Origin of the sequence: Achromobacter pestifer (genome assembly GCF_013267355.1) — a bacterium.
In the GTDB taxonomy this organism is placed as follows: Bacteria; Pseudomonadota; Gammaproteobacteria; order Burkholderiales; family Burkholderiaceae_B; genus Achromobacter; species Achromobacter pestifer_A.
On sequence record NZ_CP053985.1, the window covers coordinates 5,347,804 to 5,363,681 of the forward strand.

The window sequence follows — 15,878 nt, forward strand, 5'->3', positions numbered from 1 at the left end:
GCCAAACCTCCCAGGAAAGCAGGCGCCGCGCGCCAAAGCCTTTTGCGCCATACGCACAAATGAAAACCGTCAAATTCGCCGAGAGCCTGTCGATCTTCGTGGACGTCGCCCGCGCGCAGAGCTTTTCCGAAGTAGCCCGCCGCCGCGGCATGGTGGCGTCGTCCGTGGCGCGGCAGATCGGCGCGCTGGAGTCCGAGCTCAAGGTGCCGCTGTTCGTGCGTTCCACCCGCGCCCTGATGCCCACCGAGGCCGGCGAGGTGCTCTACGAGCGCGCCGTCAAGATCCTGCACGACATGACCGAGGCGCGTTCCGAAGTCATTTCGCTGGAGCAGACCGTGCAAGGCTTGCTGCGGGTCAGCTGCCTGCCCGCGTTCGCGCGGCGCTACGTGGTGCCCATGCTGCACCAGCTGGGCGAACGCCATCCGCAATTGCAGGTGGAGCTGGAACTGACCGAGCGCGTGGTGGATCCGGTGGTTGAACGCATGGACGTGGTGGTGCGGGTGGGGCAGCAGCCCGACAGCAGCCTGATCGGGCAGCGCATCGGCAGCCACCGCTACCTGATCTGCGCCGCGCCCTCATACCTGGAGCGCCACGGCGTGCCGCGCACGCTGGCGGACCTGTCGCGCCATCGCCTCATCGACCGGCGCCACAGCACCAGCGTGCGTGGCTGGCGCGAGCTGGGCGATGGCCAGTGGGCGCAGGACGCCCGATTCGTTCTGGAATGCGACGACTGCGACGCGCGGCGGTTCGCGGCGCTGGAAGGGTTGGGCATCGCGCTCATGCCCAACTGGTCCGCGGGCGCGGACCTGGGCGCAGGCCGGTTGGTACAGCTGACCTTGCAGGACGCCAGCCCGCCGCCGGAAAGCGGCATCTACCTGCTGCGCGCCATGCCGCGCGCCAACGCGCGCATCCGCGCCTTCACCGAGCAACTGCGGCGGCAGATCGGCTCGCCTTCCGTGTGGGACGCGGCCATCGAGGCTGCGCGCGCGGCCTGACGCTGCCGGCCGCCGGGCCGCGTGGCCGCGGTCCGGTCCCGAGGGCATCTCACCTGGCGTCGTGGAAGATGATGCCCAGCGTGTGCCGCTCTCCCTTGCGCAGCCGGCTGACGCCGTGCCGCAGATTGGCGCGGTAGTAGCCGCGCGCCGACCGCACTGGCCTGTGGTTGACGGCAAGCACCACGGCATCGCCTTGCCGCAAGGGCACCACGTCGGCCCGCCCGGGCTGTCTGGGATTGCTCTCGGCCAGCAGCAGCTCGCCGCCCTCGAAATCGCGTCCTGGCTGATTGAGCAGGACGATGGCCTGGAACGGAAAGACATGGTCGCCGTACAGGTCCTGGTGCAGGCAGCAATAGTCGTCGGCTTGGTAGCGCAGCAGCAGCGGCGTGGGCCGGCGCTGTCCGGCGGCGTGGCAGATCTCCTGGAATTCGTCATGCGTTGCGGGAAAGCGCGCTTCGATGCGCATGGCGGCATGCCAGCGGTTGGCGATGGGCGCCAGGCGCGGGTAGAGCGATTGCCGCAAGCCTTCGACGATGCCGGGCAGCGGATAGCTGAAGTACTTGTACTCGCCCCGGCCGAACGCGTAGCGCTCCATCACGATGCGGCTGCGAAAGCGCGCCTCGTCGCCATAGCCGCCCGCAAGTTCCTCGCACTGGGCCTGTGTCAGCAGGGCAGGCAGCACGGCATGGCCGTCGCGGCCGAGACCGTCTTCGACGGCCTGCCAGTCCGCCGCCGCGATCCGGGTTTCAGGCAGGCCGTGCAGCATGGTCGATGTAGGCATGGCGGCGGTTGGCATTACGGGGCATTGTAAAAGAACAGTTCCAGGCCGACGCGTACACCGTTGCGCACCCGGCTGACGGCATGCTTGAGGTTGACGCGGTAATAGCCCTTGGAACCGTGGAAGGGGCGTTCGGCCGTGGCGATGATGGCGACGTCGCCGAAACCGAGCGGCGCCACCAGCGGACGCGACTGCATGCGCGGGCGCTGCTCCGTCATCACGAACTCGCCGCCTTGGAAGCCGTCTCCCGGTTCGGACAGGAGCGCGACCACCTGCATGGGGAAGACCAGCAAGCCTTCATTGCGCTGGTGCAGCGCCATGTAGTCTTCGACGCCGAGCCGGCTCAGGTGCGATTGCGCCCGGGTCTGGCCGGCGTCGCGGTTGCGCTGAAGAAAATCTTCCAGCTCGTCGGGATAGCGCGCGCGAACGTCCAGACGCTCGTTCCAGCGATTGGCGTGGACGGCCAGTCGACGGTACAGCGCCGTGCGCCATTGCTCCAGCAGCGGGGGCAATCCGGCGTCGAAGTAATACAGGTCGCCGCGTCCCAGGCCGCCGGATGCCAGGCTCACCCGCCGGGCATGCGGCGCGTCGGCCTGCCGCGCCAGACTGCGCGCCAGCTCCGCGTCCAGCAGTCCGGGCAGCACGGCGTAGCCTTCGGCATCGAGCTGCGATCCGATGTCCGTCCAGTCCAGGCGGTCCAGGCTGGTTTCGAGGGCGGTCATGCCGCTGTCATGCATGGGGTCCTCATCGATGTTCGGATGCGGGCGCGGCATCATGCCGCGTCATGGAAAATGAGGCCCACGGTGTGGCGCCGCCCGCTGCGCACGCGGCTCACGCCGTGCCGCATGGCGACCTTGCGCGGCCCGCGCGCGCCCGCCGCGGGCCGTTGATTGACGGTGAACACCAGCGCGTCGCCCTGGCCCAGGGCCACGACCTCGGCGCGCTGGCTTCTGGCTGCAAGCTCGGTCATGACGAACTCGCCGCCGGTGAAATCCTTGGCCGGCTCGGACAGCAGAATGGCGACCTGCAGCGGAAACACAAGCTCGCCATAGAGATCCTGGTGCAGGCAGTTGTAATCGTCCTCGCCGTACTGCAGCATCAGCGGCGTGGGGCGGGTCTGGCCCGCCTGGTGGCAGCGTTGCAGGTAGTCGTCCAGCCCGGCCGGGTAATGCGCGGCCGTGCGCAGCCGCTGGTTCCAGCGGTTGGCGATCGGCGCCAGCCGCGCATAGAGCGCGTGGCGCAGCTGATCGAGCAGCGGCGGCAAGGGGTAGGCGAAGTACTTGTACTCGCCGCGTCCAAAGCCATGGCGCGCCATGACGATGCGCGAGCGAAAGCGCGCGTCATCCGGGTACAAGGCGGCGAGCGCGCGGCATTGCGCGGGCGTCAACATGCCGGGCAAAACGGCGTTGCCGCGGGCATCGAGCGCATGCTCCACGTTTTCCCAGTCATAGTCGGCAGCTTCCTTCATGTCCTAGTCCCCCGCTTGCCGCGGCGCGCATACCCGGCCCTCCCTGTGATTACAGGCGTGGCCAGTGTAGAAATCCACCGCCTTTTTGAAACTCCGTTTGTTGCGCTTGCATTCCCCAAAACAAAAAACGCCGCGGAAGCGGCGTTTTCAGGCGGGCAGGAACCGTCGCGGCTCAGAGGCGCGAATAGGCCTGCTCCAGCTCGCGATGCAGCTGGTCGGCGAAATCCTCGCGCGCGGGATCCAGCTGCGACAGCAGGCGGGCCAACACGACATTGTCTTCCTCGCCGTTCCAGATCTTGATGTAGGTGCCTTCCTTGTAGCCATGCTGCTGGCGGAAGATGTTCAGCACGTTCTTGGACACGTATTGGGTGTAGGCGTCGTTCCAGCTCATCTCGCAGGACGTCATGGTCTGTTCCAGCACCTTGAAGCTGGCGCGTCCGCACACGGCCAGGCCGCCGATCAGTTCCAGCAGCTCGGGCACGTTCAACTGATCCAGCGCATGGGTCTTGCCGTCCAGCGCGACCGAGGCCGGGCCGGACAGGTCGGCGACCAGCGCGCCGGCCGCGGCGCCGATGTCGCCGCGGGACTGGACGATGGTGTGCGACAGATAGAAGTGCAGGATGTCCACCAGCTCCATCTGCACTTGCGGCAGGTCGATGGTCTGCTTCTTCCACCACTTCCAGCCGTAGTGTTCCAGCGCTTCGGCGGATTCGACGAAGGCGGCGCGCAGGAAGCGGGCTCCGCCGTTGACCCAATCCGGATTGATCATGCTGTTCAAGTGGCCCTGCAGCTTCAGCATCGTGGCCGCCTGGGCCTGGTTCAATCCGACTACGTTATTCACTTTCACTCCGGGGTTCATGGGTCTTTCGACAGCGGCGGAAATGTTAGCACCATTGCCCGTGGGCGCCGCGCCGCCCGTTGCCGCAATCAGGCCTCGCCATCCTTGCGGTACGAGGAGCGCTTGAGCGGAGGCAGCGGCGTCTTGTTGCGCGGGTTGCGCGCGTTGCGGGCCGCCTTGAACAGCATGATGGCGAAGAAGGCCAGGAAGACGGCCGGCATGGCCTCGTCCAGGTCGAAGCCGGGGCCGCGCAGGGCTTCGAAGATGATGCGCGCCGCGGCCCAGCCCGCCAGGACGCCGCCCACGGTCAGGATGACGCCGATCTTGCGCTGGGTGGCGTGGCGGGCCATGGATACCGTGGCGGCGTCCTCCTGGCCAGGAGCCGTGGGGGCCTGCCGGGATTGCAGCGGAGGCGGGGCAGGATTGCCCCAAGGAGCGCTGGATAGCGTATCGGATCGGGGGGCAGGCGCGGGCGGCGGCGGAGGAACGGGGGTGGCCGACTGCCGGGATCCGGCGCGCTTGTTCGGAACCTGGCCGGGCGTCGTGCCGCCTGCGCGCGTCAGATTCTCGATGTAGCGCGCGAAATCGCCATTCCTGGGTTCCCCGTCTATGGCCATTGCCCCTCTCTCCGGTTCAGTTGCCGCGGCGTTGGCGCGCCGGGACCCGGCGCTTGCGCAGCATGGCTATCAACAGCCCGCATCCTAGCAGCACCGAGAGTCCCGCGCCGACCATCATGGCAATCTGTTGGGCATTGTCGGCCGTGCCCAGGCTGCGCGCCGTGATGTAGCCCGGCGCCAGCATCAGCGGCATCCACAGAATGGCGGAGGCGACGTTGGCCACCTGGAAGCGGCTGTGCCCCATGCCCATCACCCCGGCGACGGTGGGGATGGTGGAGCGGATGGGTCCCAGGAAGCGGCCGATCAGCACCGAGGCGAAGCCGTAGCGGTAGAAGAACAGGCGGGCGCGCGCCACGCCGCTGCGCTGTTGCTTCAGCGGCCAGCGGCGCAGGATGCCGGGGCCGGCCCAGCGGCCCAGCCAGTAGGACAGGGCATCGCCCACGATGGCGCCGGCAATGCCCCAGGCGATGATGCCCCAGGGGTTCAGGGTGCCCGCGCCGATCAGGCCGCCGGTCAGCAGCATCAGGGCCGTGGCCGGGATGAACAGGCCCAGCAACACCATCGATTCGCCCAGGGTGAGCAGGAAAGTGATCGGCCCCGCCCAAGCCTGGTTGGCCTCGATGAACAACCCGATCTGGTCGATGTATTGGTCCATATATATGAAGTTGAAAATTAGCTGAACGCAATCAGGTATGTTAACGCCTGCGGAAACGGCCGTGCGCCGTATAGTCCGTCTGGATGAAGCTAATTGTTGGAGAGTTATGGATTCGGTTACGCAGGCGGTGCTGGGCGCGGGCATACAGGGCGCCCTGCTGGGGCGGGTGCAGGGGCGCCGGGCGTTGATCTACGGCGCGGCGCTGGCCACGGTGCCGGATCTGGACGTCCTGATGCGCTATCCGGACCCGGTGTCGCTCATGACCTACCACCGCGGCTTCTCGCACTCGGTCTTCGTGCTGACCGGCCTGGCGGTTTTCCTGGCCTGGCTGATCCGCAAGTACTGGCCGCAGGCGCCATACAGCGGGCGCCGGCTGTTCCTGACCTTATGGCTGGTGCTGGTGACCCATCCGGTGCTGGACGCCTTCACGGTCTACGGCACGCAGCTGTTCTGGCCGCTGGCGCGCATACCCGAAAGCTGGGCCGCCGTGTTCATCATCGATCCGGTCTATACCGTGCCTTTGCTGCTGGCGGTGCTGTTCGCCATCGGCTTCGGCATGACGCTGACGGCGCGCCGGCTGCTGGCCGCGGCGCTGGTGTTCAGCACCGCCTACCTGGGATTCGGGCTGGCCGCGCGCATTGTCGCCGAGGACCGCGTGCGCGAGGCGATGCAGGCGCAGGGCATCGCGCTCAGCGAACTGCGCGCCGTGCCCATGCCTTTCAATACGCTGGTGTGGCGCGTCATCGCCAAGACGCCCGACGGCCACTATTACGAGTCGGTCAGCAGCCTGTTCGACCGGGAGCCGCCGGAATGGCTGCGCCAGCCGCTCAACCTGGACGTGGCGCAAACGTTGGCGGATGTGCCGCTGCATCAGCGCCTGCGCTGGTTCACGGACGATTGGCTGCGCTACGACGTCATCGGCAACGCCCTGGTGGTCACGGACCTGCGCATGGGCATGGCGGGGCATTACACCTTCCGCTTCAAGATGGCCGAACGCGCGGCGGACGGCAGCTGGCAGGCGGTGACGCCCTCCAGCTGGCCCACCGAGCGCGGCGGGTGGGCTGAGCTGAAGCTGGTGCTGGCCCGCATCCTGCATGCGCAGCCGCCCCTGCCGCTGGCGCAGTGGTCGGAGCTGTCGACCAGGTAGGGACGTGATTTACGTCACGGCCGGCGGCCGCGGCAGCGGCGAGCAGGCCTGCTCGTAGGCTTCGGCCGCCTGCAGCAGCTGCAGGTCGGCGTGGCAAGGGGCAACCAGCTGCAAACCCACCGGCAGGCCATCCTGGCCCAGGCCGCAAGGCAGGCTGACGGCCGGGTGGCCGGTCAGGTTGAACAGCATGGTCCATGGATACCAATGGGCGCGGATGTCGCCGTACGAGCGGCCGTCGATGTCCATGGTGTCGAATATGTCCGTACCCAGCGGCAAGGCGGTGCGCGACATGGTCGGCATGGCCAGCAGGTCGGCCTGGCCGAACAGCGCCTGCACCTTGCGGTAGAGGGCGGTGCGGGCAAACATGGCTTCCTGGTATTGCTGGGCGCTGAACGCCGCGGCCGTGGCGATCTGCCGCCGGAAGGTGGGGCTGTAGGCGTCGGGTTCGCGCTCGATCAGGGGCAGGAAGCGGGTGCGCCAGACCGTGTGGTTGATGACGCGCCAGATCGGCTCGACATCGAAGCCCGCGCCGTCGAAGGGTTCGACTTCCGCACCCAAATCGGCCAGGCGCGCCAGCGCCGCCTCGAAGGCGCGGCGCACGTCGGCAGCCACGGGGCGGCCGGGCGGGGCGGCGCAATAGCGTATGCGTTTGCCGCGCAGCGTCTCGGGGGCGGCGGCCGCGCCGGCGTAGTCGGCCCTGGGCACGCCCAGGGACCACGGATCGCAGTCATGCGGGCCGGCCATGGCCGCCATCATCAAGCGGGTATCGGCCACGGTGCGCGTGGTCGGCGTGACATAGGTCTGGTTGCCGATGGCGTCCTGCGCCTGGCTGTGCGGTATCGCGCCCAGGCTTTGCTTGAATCCCACCACGCCGTTGCACGCCGCGGGAATGCGGGTGGAGCCGCCGCCATCGGTGGCCACCGCCAGCGCCGTGATGCCGGCGGCCGTTGCCGCCGCGGCGCCGCCGCTCGAACCGCCGCAGGTGCGGTCCAGGTTCCAGGCGTTGCGGGTGTGGCCGAACAGCGGGGAATCGGTCATGGACTTGGAGCCGAACTCCGGTGTGGTGGTCTTGCCGATCAGGATGGCGCCTTGCTGGCGCAGCCGCGCCACGGCCACGGCGTCTTCGGTTGGTACGTTCGCGCTGAACGGCACGGCGCCGAAGGTGGTCCGCACGCCGGCGGTATTGACCAGGTCCTTCACTGTGTAGGGCAGGCCGTGCAAGAGGCCCGGCGCATCGCCGCGCATCAGCGCGGCCTCGGCGAGCCGGGCCTCGGTCATGGCCTCGTCCGCGCACAGCGTGATGAAACAGTTCAGGACGGGCTGCAGCCGCTCGGCCCGGTCCAGCGAGGCGCGCACCAGTTCGACCGGGGACACCGCCTTGGTTCGGACCAGGCGCGCGGCCTCGACCGCGCTCAACTCACATAGGGAATCGCGCATCGCGTGTACGTTCCGCCTATTCGTCGAAGGAAATGCCGGCGGCCTTGACGATGGGGGCCCAGTGCGCGCGCTCCACGCCGATGCGGCGCTTGGCGGCCTGCGCGTCCTGGGGTTCGACCAGGAAGCCCGCGGTTTGCAGTTTTTCCACCAGCGCCGGCCGCTTGCCGGCCGCGACGAAAGCCCGTTCCAGCTGGGCGACGGTGGCGTCCGGCGTGGCCGCGGGCGCGTACACGCCGTACCAGCTGGCGGCATGCTGGTACTGCGGATAGCCCTGTTCCAGCAGCGTCGGCACATCGGGCAGGGTGGGCAGGCGGCGGCTGCCGGCCACGCCCAGGAATTTCACCTTGCCGGCGTTGTACAGGGGCAGCATGCTGGCGACGGCGTCCCAGCCCATCGACACCTCGCCGCCCGCCACGTCCACCAGCATCGGCGCCGCGCCGCGGTAGAGCACGGGCACGACCTCCAGGCCGTTCTGGCCGCCCATTTCTATCGTGCCCAGTTGGCCGGGGCTGCCTTGCGTCGCCAGGCCCAGGGTCGCCTTGGCGCGCGCCTGTTTGGCCCATTGCACGTATTCGGCCATGTTGCCGTAGGGCTGGGCGGCGCCCGTGACGGCGCCGGTGGGCACGTCCGCCACCAGGGCGACCGGGCGCAAGTCATGGTCCGGGTCGTATCCCAGCTTTTTGTAGGTCAGCGGAAAGATCACGAACATCGGCGACGAGCCCAGGTACAACGTGAGCCCGTCCGGCTTGGCGCGTTTGACCGCGTCGAATCCCAGGCGGCCCGACGCGCCGGGGCGGTTTTCGACGATGACATTGGCGTAGCCCGCTGCCTGCAGCTGTTCGGCATAGGCGCGGGCCACGGCGTCGGCGGCCCCGCCCGCCGCGTAGCCGACCACCAGGCGCACGAGCTTGTCGCCGCCGCCCGCTTCCTGGGCCATTGTGCTGGGTGGCAGGCACGCCGCGGTCGCGGCGGCAAGGATGAAGGCGATAAGTCGGCTGCGGTTTGGCAAGGCGGTCTCCTGTGTGCGCTGTATAGGCTCCTGCGGGCTTGACGTCCGCGGATCGGCTCATGGCCACGCGTTATGCCGGTATCATCGTTCCGCTTGGGTTTACCGTATAGTGAATTATTCGCCTATGGGGTTGAGAAAATGGTTAAGTCGCAGCCCATCGAATCGCTGGCTTCGCGCCTGAAGCTGCGGCATATGCAGATTGCGCTCGCGCTGCGCGACGCGCCTTCGGCCAAGGAGGTGGCCGCCGCCGCGAACGTGAGCGAGTCCGCGGTCTCCAAGACCTTGGCCGAGCTGGAAGCGCAGCTGGGTTTCAAGCTGTTCGAGCGCATCGGCAATGCCAAGCGTCCGACGGAGATGGGCCGCCAGATCCTGCCCATGATGGAAGCCGTGGTGGCGCAGTCACGCGGACTGGCCCAGGCCGTCACGGATGTGCGCAGCGGCCGCCTGGGCGAACTGCGTATCGGCGTGGCGACCGACATGGGCAAGCTGACGCTTGCGCCCCTGATCCATGCCTTCAACCAGGCGCAGCCGGGGGTCGCACTCGACGTGCAGGCCGGCGGATACCGCGCCATGGCGGACCAACTGCTGGACGACAGACTGGATGCGCTGGTGTGCTATGACGCGCCCGGGCTGATTGCGCCCGGCCTGGGGCGCTTGCGGCTGGCGCCACCGCAGCCGCTGGTGGTCGTCGCCAACGCCCGGCTGTCGCCGCTGGCGGCCCGTCGCCGCCTCACGCTGCAGGAGTTGCACGGGCAGCCCTGGTGCAAACCGCGCCCGGGCACGATGATGCATGACAAGCTGACCGCGCTGTTCCTGGGTTGCGATCTGGGCCTGCCGCCGCGCGGCATCCAGGTCAGCGATCTGCTGCTGACCGATGAATTCGTCCGCACCACGGATTACCTGGTCATGCTGCCGCTGGCGGCGGCGCAACGGCTGACCGTCGCGGCCGAGGCGGTCATCCTGCCGGTCGAACTGCACCAACACAATCCGCCCACCATCGTCGCGTGGCAGCGCGCCGCCGAACGGCAGCCGCCGCTGCGTCAATTCCTGCAGTTCTGCGAAGCGCCGCCAGGCTGAGGACGCCGCCGCGCGGTGCAGGGGCGCCCAGCCCGTGACTCTGGCCCCCGGCGCTCCCGGGGGCTTTTTCATGGGGTTTCCATATTGACCGCCGTTGAACCTCTGCATTATTCTTGTTCAACTTATAGGAACATGAGTTCCGTTTTATGGAACAAGCATGAGTATTCTCGATGGTGTCCAGCGTGTGCTGGGGCTATATGCGGAAGGCGCGTCGGATCTGAGCTTCACGGAAGTGGCGGCGCGCCTGTCCATGCCCAAGAGCAGCGCGTCGCGCCTGCTCAACCAGATGCAGCACTACGGCTTGCTCGACCAGGACATCGTGACGCGGCGCTATCGCGCTGGGACCATGCTGGCCCAGGCGGTGCGCGCTGGCACGGCGGCCACGCCGCTGGACGACGCCTGCCGCGCCGTGCTGGCCCGGCTGTCCGACGACAGCGGCCTGACCGCCTATCTCTCCACCCTTAACCAGCGCGAAACCGTGGTGCTGCAACGCCTGAACGGCTCGCACCCGGTGCAGGTGCTGTCGCCGCCCGGCTCGCGCCGCGCCGCCTCGGGCACGGCCATGGGCCGGGCGCTGCTGTCGCGCCTGGGCGAAGCCGAATTCCAGGCGCTCTACGGCGCCGACCCCGATCAGCCGCTGCCCCGCGAAGGCCGGGACTGTCCCGCCACGGTCGGCGAACTGGCCCGCCTGGTGGCGCAGACCCGCGCCGACCATTGCGGCGTGGCCATCGACCAGGCCATGCCAGGCATAGGCGCGGTGGCCGCCGCCGTGCGCGATCCCGCCACTGGCGAACTGCGCGGCCTGTGCCTGTCCTTCGTTGCCTTCCAGGCCGATGCCGACCGCGTCGCGCGCTTGCGCGAGTCGGTGTTGCAGCAGGTCGGCGCGCTGGGCCGCGAACTGAACGATCCCTATTGGCTGGCCTGAACGCTTTCAGGCCCACAGATGCGTCCGCGTCACCGGACATCCAGAAAATCCCCTTACGGAAATCCTCTCCATGAACCTACTGCTACTCAGCAACTCCAGCAGCGACGCCGGCTATCTGGTCCACGCGCTGCCCGACATCCGCGAACTGATCGCGTCGCTGCCGCAAGGCGCGCCGGCCGTCTTCGTGCCCTACGCAGGCGTCACGCGCGATTGGGACGACTACACCGCGCTGGTGGCGTCGGCGCTGGCCGATACCGGCCTGGACATCCAGGGATTGCACCGCGCCGAGGATCCCGCGGCCGCGCTGGAAGGCGCCGCCATCATCATCGTGGGCGGCGGCAATACGTTCAACCTGCTGGGCCAGCTGCGCCGCCTGGGCCTGCTCGAGGTCGTGGCGCGCCGCGTGCGCGAGGGCGCGGCCTACCTGGGCTGGAGCGCCGGCTCCAACCTGAGCTGCCCCAGCATCTGCACCACCAACGACATGCCCATCACCGACCCGCAAGGCTTCGACGCGCTGGGCCTGCTGTCGTTCCAGATCAACCCGCACTACACCAACGCCCATCCGCCCGGACACCGCGGCGAAACGCGCGCCCAGCGCCTGGCCGAATTCTGCACGCTGAATCCGCGGATGCCCGTGCTGGGCCTGCCGGAAGGCTCCGCGCTGCGCGTGCGCGGCAACCGGATCGACCTGGTCGGCGCGCACGACGCGCCGCTGTTCCGCGGCAGCGAGGAGCCGCGCGTGTTCCGTCCGGGCCCCGTGGAGATCCCGGCATGAAGCACGTCATCGATACCATCGAACTGCTGTCCTCCGCCCACATCACGGGCGAGGCCGTGGCCGAGCAGTTGCGCGCGGCCGGCAACTGCGAAGTCGAAGTGACCCGGTTGGAACGCGACGGCGCCGCCACCGAATTCCTCTCCATCGTGATTCCCGGGCTTGATGAAACCGCGCCGCAACTCGGCATCGTCGGCCGCCTGGGCGGCATCGGCGCGCGCCCCGCGGTCACTGGCCTGGTGTCCGACAGCGACGGCGCGGTGGTCGCCATCGCCGCGGCATTCAAGCTGATGGCCATGGCCCGCCAGGGCGACGTCATGCCGGGCACGGTGCGCATCCGCACCCACATCTGCCCGCGCGCCGGCACGCGGCCGCACCATCCGGTGCCGATGATGCGTTCGCCATTCCCCATGCGCGAGATGATGTCGCATGAAGTCGACCCGCGCATGGACGCGATCCTGTCCGTCGACACCACGCGCGGCAACCGCCTGGTCAACCAGCGCGGCGTGGCGCTGACGCCGGTCGCACGCCAGGGCTATCTGCTGCGCATCCCCGAAATCATGCTGGACGTCATGGGCTGGGTCAGCGGCGAATTGCCGTTGACGCTGCCGCTGACCACGCAGGACATCACGCCCTATGAAAACGGCCTGTGGCACGTGAATTCGCTGATGCAGCCCACGATCGTCACCGGCGCGCCGGTGGTGGGCGTGGCGCTGACCGCGCAGACCACCGTGCCGGGCTGCGCCACGGGCGTGACCAATGCCGTGGACGCCGACGTCGCCATGCGCTTCTGCATCGAGATCGCCAAGCTCTATGGGCAAGGCGCGATGCGCTTCGTGGACGATGCCGAATGGGCCGCCCTGCAAAGCCGCTACGGTTCGATGGCGCATCTGCAGACCGTGGGCCGCGAAGACGGGAGCGCGGCATGAGCGCGCCGCCGCGCCGCGTGGCGTTCTTCACCATCGGACAGTCGCCGCGCAGCGACGTGGTGCCCGAGATGGCGTCGCTGCTGGGCGCGCAGGTGCGCATCGACGAGTTCGGCGCGCTCGACGGCCTGGATGCCGCCGGCCTGGCCGCGCTGGCGCCCAAGCCGGGCGAATACCGCTTTGCCACGCGCATGCGCGACGGCTCGCAGATCGAACTGGACGCGGCCGCCGCCGAGGCCCGCTTGGCCGAGGTCATGCGCCAGGCCGACGCCGCCGGCTACGACGTGCTGGTGCCGCTGTGCACCGGCACCGCGATCGCGCCGATGCGCACGCTGGTGGTGGAGCCGCAGCAGGTGGTGGACCACCTGGTCGCCGGCCTGGCCGAGCATTGCCGCAAGGTGGGGCTGGTGGTGCCGCTGGAAGCGCAGGTCGACGCCTTCCACATGGTCGTGCCGCTGTCCTGCGAGACCGTGGTCGTGCATGCCTCGCCCTACGAAGCCGACGCGGCGCAGGCCGCGCTCAACTTCGAGCGGGCGGGCCGCGAACTCGCGTCCTGCGACCTGATCGTCATGCATTGCATGGGCTACGCCGAGCGCATGCGCCAGGCAGTGGCGCAGGCCTCGGGCCGGCCGGTGCTGCTGTCCAACCGCATGGTGGCGCAGACGCTGGCGCAAGTATTGGAATAACGCCGCCGAACCCGTCCCGCAACCTTGCCGCGCACACCGATGCGCGGCGCGGCGGGGACAGGCGAGCGGCGAGAGGAGACGAAGCGGGCTTCGTCAATCAATCGTTGGGAGTGTTTTTCATGTTCAGCCGTAATCTGCATCGCGCCGCTGGCGCACTGTTCGCCGTCACCACCCTGACGGCCGCGCCGGCCTTCGCCGCCGACGCCTGGAAACCCGCCAAGCCGGTGCGCCTGCTGGTGGGCTTCGCGCCCGGCGGTTCCGCCGACACCCTGGCGCGTCTCTTGGCCGAGCCGCTGTCGCAGCGCCTGGGCCAACCCGTCGTGGTCGAAAACCTGGCCGGCGCGGGCGGCAACATCATGGCCTACCGCCTGGCCCAGTCGCCGGCCGACGGCTACACCATCGGCATCGCCGCCGCCGGTTCCATGGCCATCACGCATGTCCTGAACCCCAAGGGCACCAACTACAAGCCGGCGGATTTCACGCCCATCACGCTGGCCGCGGTGCAGCCCAACGTGGTCATCGTCAACAAGGACGTGCCGGCCAACAACCTGGCCGAACTCAAGGAATACTTCCAGAAGACGCCGACCGCCACCTACGGCACCGCCGGCGTGGGCATTTCCAACCACCTGATCGCCGAAACCATGCTGTACAAGCTGGGCGTGAAGGTGCCGCACGCCGCCTACCGCGGCGCCGCGCCCGTCATCACCGACCTGCTGGGCGGCCACATCGCCATGACGATGGACAACATCTCCACCGCCGCGCCGCTGGCCTCGCAAGGCAAGGTCAAGGCCATCGCCGTGGCCTCGATCAAGCGTTCGCCGCAGCTGCCCAACGTGCCGACGCTGGACGAGCAGGGCCTGAAGGGTTTCGACATGCCGACCTGGCAAGGCGTGTTCGCACCCGCCGGCCTGCCCGCCGACGTGCTGGCCGCCTACTACGCGGCCATGCAGGACGTGCTGAAGCAGCCGGCGCTGGTCGAGAAAATGGCCGGCCTGGGTTCCGAGCCGGTCACCGGCATGACGCCTGAGCAGTTCAGCCAGTTCCTGGAGAAGGACCGCCAGCAATGGGCCGACATCGTCAAGGCGGCCAACATCAGCCTGGAGCAGTAAGCCAGGTTGCCCCAAAGACCCTCCGGTAACACGGAGGGTTTTTTTTATGGTCCAGGCTGCCGAGCTTGACTCTGAAGTTACTTCAGGCTTTTTCATGAGGCCTGGCAATACGCCGGAACGGCGATTCGGAGTCTGAAATGGGCATACTGAAGCATCTGTTGGGCGGACAGGGCAGCCGCCATGGCTACGGCGGCCGTCATGGCTATGATGGCCATCGGGGTGGCTCCCACGGCAATCCGCCGCAAAGCGCTCCCTCGCATGCCGCGGGCGTGGCCTGCAATAATTGCGGCGCGGCGCAGCCCGCGGGCAGCCGGTATTGTTCGCAATGCGGTGCCTCGCTTGCGGCGGCCGCATGTCCCCAGTGTCGTACCGCTCTTGCTCCAGGAGCGAGCTTCTGCGGACAGTGCGGCACCGCAGTCGCGCGCACGGTTCAGCCCTAATTCCCTTCCACGACCAGGACAGCCATGAGCGATAGCCATCAGCACGGCGACGTGCGCGCCTTGCCCGAATCCCGCCTCTGGATCGCCTTTGCCTTGACCGGCACGTTCATGCTGGTGGAGGTGGCCGGCGGGATGATCACAGGCAGCCTGGCGTTGATCTCCGATGCCATGCACATGCTGACCGACGCCATGGCCCTGCTGCTGGCGCTGGTGGCGATACGCGCCGGCCGCAAGGCGGCGGACCTGATGCGTACCTACGGCTACGCCCGCTTCGAGATCCTGGCGGCGGCGGTCAATGCGCTGGTGCTGCTGGGCGTCGCGTTCTACATCCTGTACGAGGCCTACCAGCGCTTGTCGGCGCCGCAGGAGATACAGTCGCTGGGGATGCTGGCGGTCGCCGTGGTTGGGCTGGTCGTCAACCTGATCTCCATGCGTCTCTTGGCAGGCGCCAAGGACGAAAGCCTGAACGTGAAGGGCGCTTATCTGGAAGTATGGGCCGACATGCTGGGCTCGATCGGCGTGATCGTCGGCGCCGCGCTCATCTGGTTCACGGGCTGGCGCTGGGTGGATTCCGCGCTGGCGGTGGGCATAGGCTTCATGGTGTTCCCGCGCACGTGGGTGCTGCTGCGCGAATGCGTGAACATCCTGCTCGAAGGCGTCCCGCCGGGCATGAGCCTGCAGGCGGTGCGCGCCGCCATCGCCGGCACGGCAGGGGTAGCCTCCATCCACGACATCCATCTGTGGGCGGTGACGCAGAGCAATCCGATGCTGACGGGCCACGTGGTGCTGGCGGCCGGGGCCGACGGCGAACAGGTGCGCTGCGCCATCGAAGCCCGCTTGCAGGAGGATTTCGACCTGCACCATACGACGCTGCAGATGGAGCGCGAGGATCGCTCGGCGGTGGAGCACATCCACTGAGCGGGGGGGGCGCGGCAAGTTCACCAGCAAAGAAAAACCCCTGTCCGGAAACAGGGGTTCGTCCGCAGCCAGGCCAGGCCC

The 15,878-nt window shown here is 68.3% G+C and carries 18 protein-coding genes; 10 read left to right on the top strand and 8 right to left on the bottom strand.

What is annotated here, in order from left to right; genetic code table 11:
- The first annotated feature begins 59 nt into the window (after positions 1 to 59).
- The gene (locus tag FOC84_RS25375; RefSeq protein WP_173147122.1) at positions 60 to 995 is read left to right on the top strand and encodes a LysR family transcriptional regulator; all 936 of its coding nucleotides are present in this window, start codon (positions 60 to 62) and stop codon (positions 993 to 995) included.
- A gap of 49 nt (positions 996 to 1,044) precedes the next feature.
- Here FOC84_RS25375 and FOC84_RS25380 read toward each other — a convergent pair whose 3' ends face one another.
- The 6 genes from FOC84_RS25380 to FOC84_RS25405 all read right to left on the bottom strand — a co-directional run bounded on the left by FOC84_RS25380 (position 1,045) and on the right by FOC84_RS25405 (position 5,351).
- Positions 1,045 to 1,776: a 2OG-Fe(II) oxygenase gene (locus tag FOC84_RS25380; RefSeq protein ID WP_254241778.1), complete on the bottom strand. Its 732-nt coding sequence runs from the start codon at positions 1,774 to 1,776 to the stop codon at positions 1,045 to 1,047.
- A 14-nt stretch (positions 1,777 to 1,790) separates the two neighbouring features.
- Positions 1,791 to 2,495 carry a 2OG-Fe(II) oxygenase gene (locus FOC84_RS25385; protein WP_173147126.1) on the bottom strand — a complete coding sequence of 235 codons (705 nt, stop codon included), beginning with the start codon at positions 2,493 to 2,495 and terminating at the stop codon, positions 1,791 to 1,793.
- Between the two features lie 50 nt (positions 2,496 to 2,545).
- Positions 2,546 to 3,241 (bottom strand): 2OG-Fe(II) oxygenase, encoded by a 696-nt coding sequence (locus FOC84_RS25390; protein WP_173147128.1) that lies wholly within the window; start codon positions 3,239 to 3,241, stop codon positions 2,546 to 2,548.
- 172 nt (positions 3,242 to 3,413) lie between these two features.
- A complete protein-coding gene (locus FOC84_RS25395; protein ID WP_173147130.1) occupies positions 3,414 to 4,100 on the bottom strand; it encodes a dUTPase in 687 nt (228 codons plus the stop codon).
- 68 nt (positions 4,101 to 4,168) lie between these two features.
- On the bottom strand, positions 4,169 to 4,696 hold the full coding sequence (locus tag FOC84_RS25400; RefSeq protein WP_173147132.1) for a hypothetical protein: 528 nt from the start codon (positions 4,694 to 4,696) through the stop codon (positions 4,169 to 4,171).
- Between the two features lie 16 nt (positions 4,697 to 4,712).
- On the bottom strand, positions 4,713 to 5,351 hold the full coding sequence (locus FOC84_RS25405) for a DedA family protein (protein ID WP_173147134.1): 639 nt from the start codon (positions 5,349 to 5,351) through the stop codon (positions 4,713 to 4,715).
- A gap of 106 nt (positions 5,352 to 5,457) precedes the next feature.
- On the opposite strand from FOC84_RS25405, the gene FOC84_RS25410 reads away from it, so the two are divergent.
- On the top strand, positions 5,458 to 6,498 hold the full coding sequence (locus FOC84_RS25410) for a metal-dependent hydrolase (RefSeq protein WP_173147136.1): 1,041 nt from the start codon (positions 5,458 to 5,460) through the stop codon (positions 6,496 to 6,498).
- A 9-nt stretch (positions 6,499 to 6,507) separates the two neighbouring features.
- On the opposite strand, the gene FOC84_RS25415 is transcribed toward FOC84_RS25410, so the two are convergent.
- Complete coding sequence (locus tag FOC84_RS25415) at positions 6,508 to 7,935, bottom strand: amidase (protein ID WP_173147138.1); 1,428 nt, start codon at positions 7,933 to 7,935, stop codon at positions 6,508 to 6,510.
- 16 nt (positions 7,936 to 7,951) lie between these two features.
- On the bottom strand, positions 7,952 to 8,944 hold the full coding sequence (locus FOC84_RS25420; protein ID WP_173147140.1) for a Bug family tripartite tricarboxylate transporter substrate binding protein: 993 nt from the start codon (positions 8,942 to 8,944) through the stop codon (positions 7,952 to 7,954).
- Between the two features lie 138 nt (positions 8,945 to 9,082).
- Between FOC84_RS25420 and FOC84_RS25425 the strand changes: the two genes are divergently transcribed.
- From FOC84_RS25425 to FOC84_RS25460, 8 genes are all read left to right on the top strand, one after another.
- Positions 9,083 to 10,021 (top strand): LysR family transcriptional regulator, encoded by a 939-nt coding sequence (locus tag FOC84_RS25425; protein ID WP_173147142.1) that lies wholly within the window; start codon positions 9,083 to 9,085, stop codon positions 10,019 to 10,021.
- Between the two features lie 157 nt (positions 10,022 to 10,178).
- Entirely contained in the window at positions 10,179 to 10,946 is a 768-nt protein-coding gene (locus FOC84_RS25430) for an IclR family transcriptional regulator (protein WP_173147144.1), read from the top strand.
- A gap of 70 nt (positions 10,947 to 11,016) precedes the next feature.
- Entirely contained in the window at positions 11,017 to 11,721 is a 705-nt protein-coding gene (gene pepE / locus FOC84_RS25435) for a dipeptidase PepE (protein WP_173147146.1), read from the top strand.
- Positions 11,718 to 12,647, top strand: coding sequence for a DUF1177 domain-containing protein (locus FOC84_RS25440; RefSeq protein ID WP_173147148.1), 930 nt, complete (start codon positions 11,718 to 11,720; stop codon positions 12,645 to 12,647). Before pepE ends, FOC84_RS25440 begins: the two co-directional genes overlap by 4 nt.
- A complete protein-coding gene (locus FOC84_RS25445; protein WP_173147150.1) occupies positions 12,644 to 13,330 on the top strand; it encodes an AroM family protein in 687 nt (228 codons plus the stop codon). Before FOC84_RS25440 ends, FOC84_RS25445 begins: the two co-directional genes overlap by 4 nt.
- A 119-nt stretch (positions 13,331 to 13,449) precedes the next feature.
- Positions 13,450 to 14,439, top strand: a complete 990-nt coding sequence (locus tag FOC84_RS25450) for a Bug family tripartite tricarboxylate transporter substrate binding protein (RefSeq protein ID WP_173147152.1) — start codon at positions 13,450 to 13,452, stop codon at positions 14,437 to 14,439.
- Positions 14,440 to 14,576: 137 nt separating this feature from the next.
- A complete protein-coding gene (locus tag FOC84_RS25455; RefSeq protein ID WP_173147154.1) occupies positions 14,577 to 14,879 on the top strand; it encodes a zinc-ribbon domain-containing protein in 303 nt (100 codons plus the stop codon).
- A 24-nt stretch (positions 14,880 to 14,903) separates the two neighbouring features.
- Entirely contained in the window at positions 14,904 to 15,797 is an 894-nt protein-coding gene (locus FOC84_RS25460; protein WP_173147156.1) for a cation diffusion facilitator family transporter, read from the top strand.
- The last annotated feature ends 81 nt before the right edge of the window (positions 15,798 to 15,878 follow it).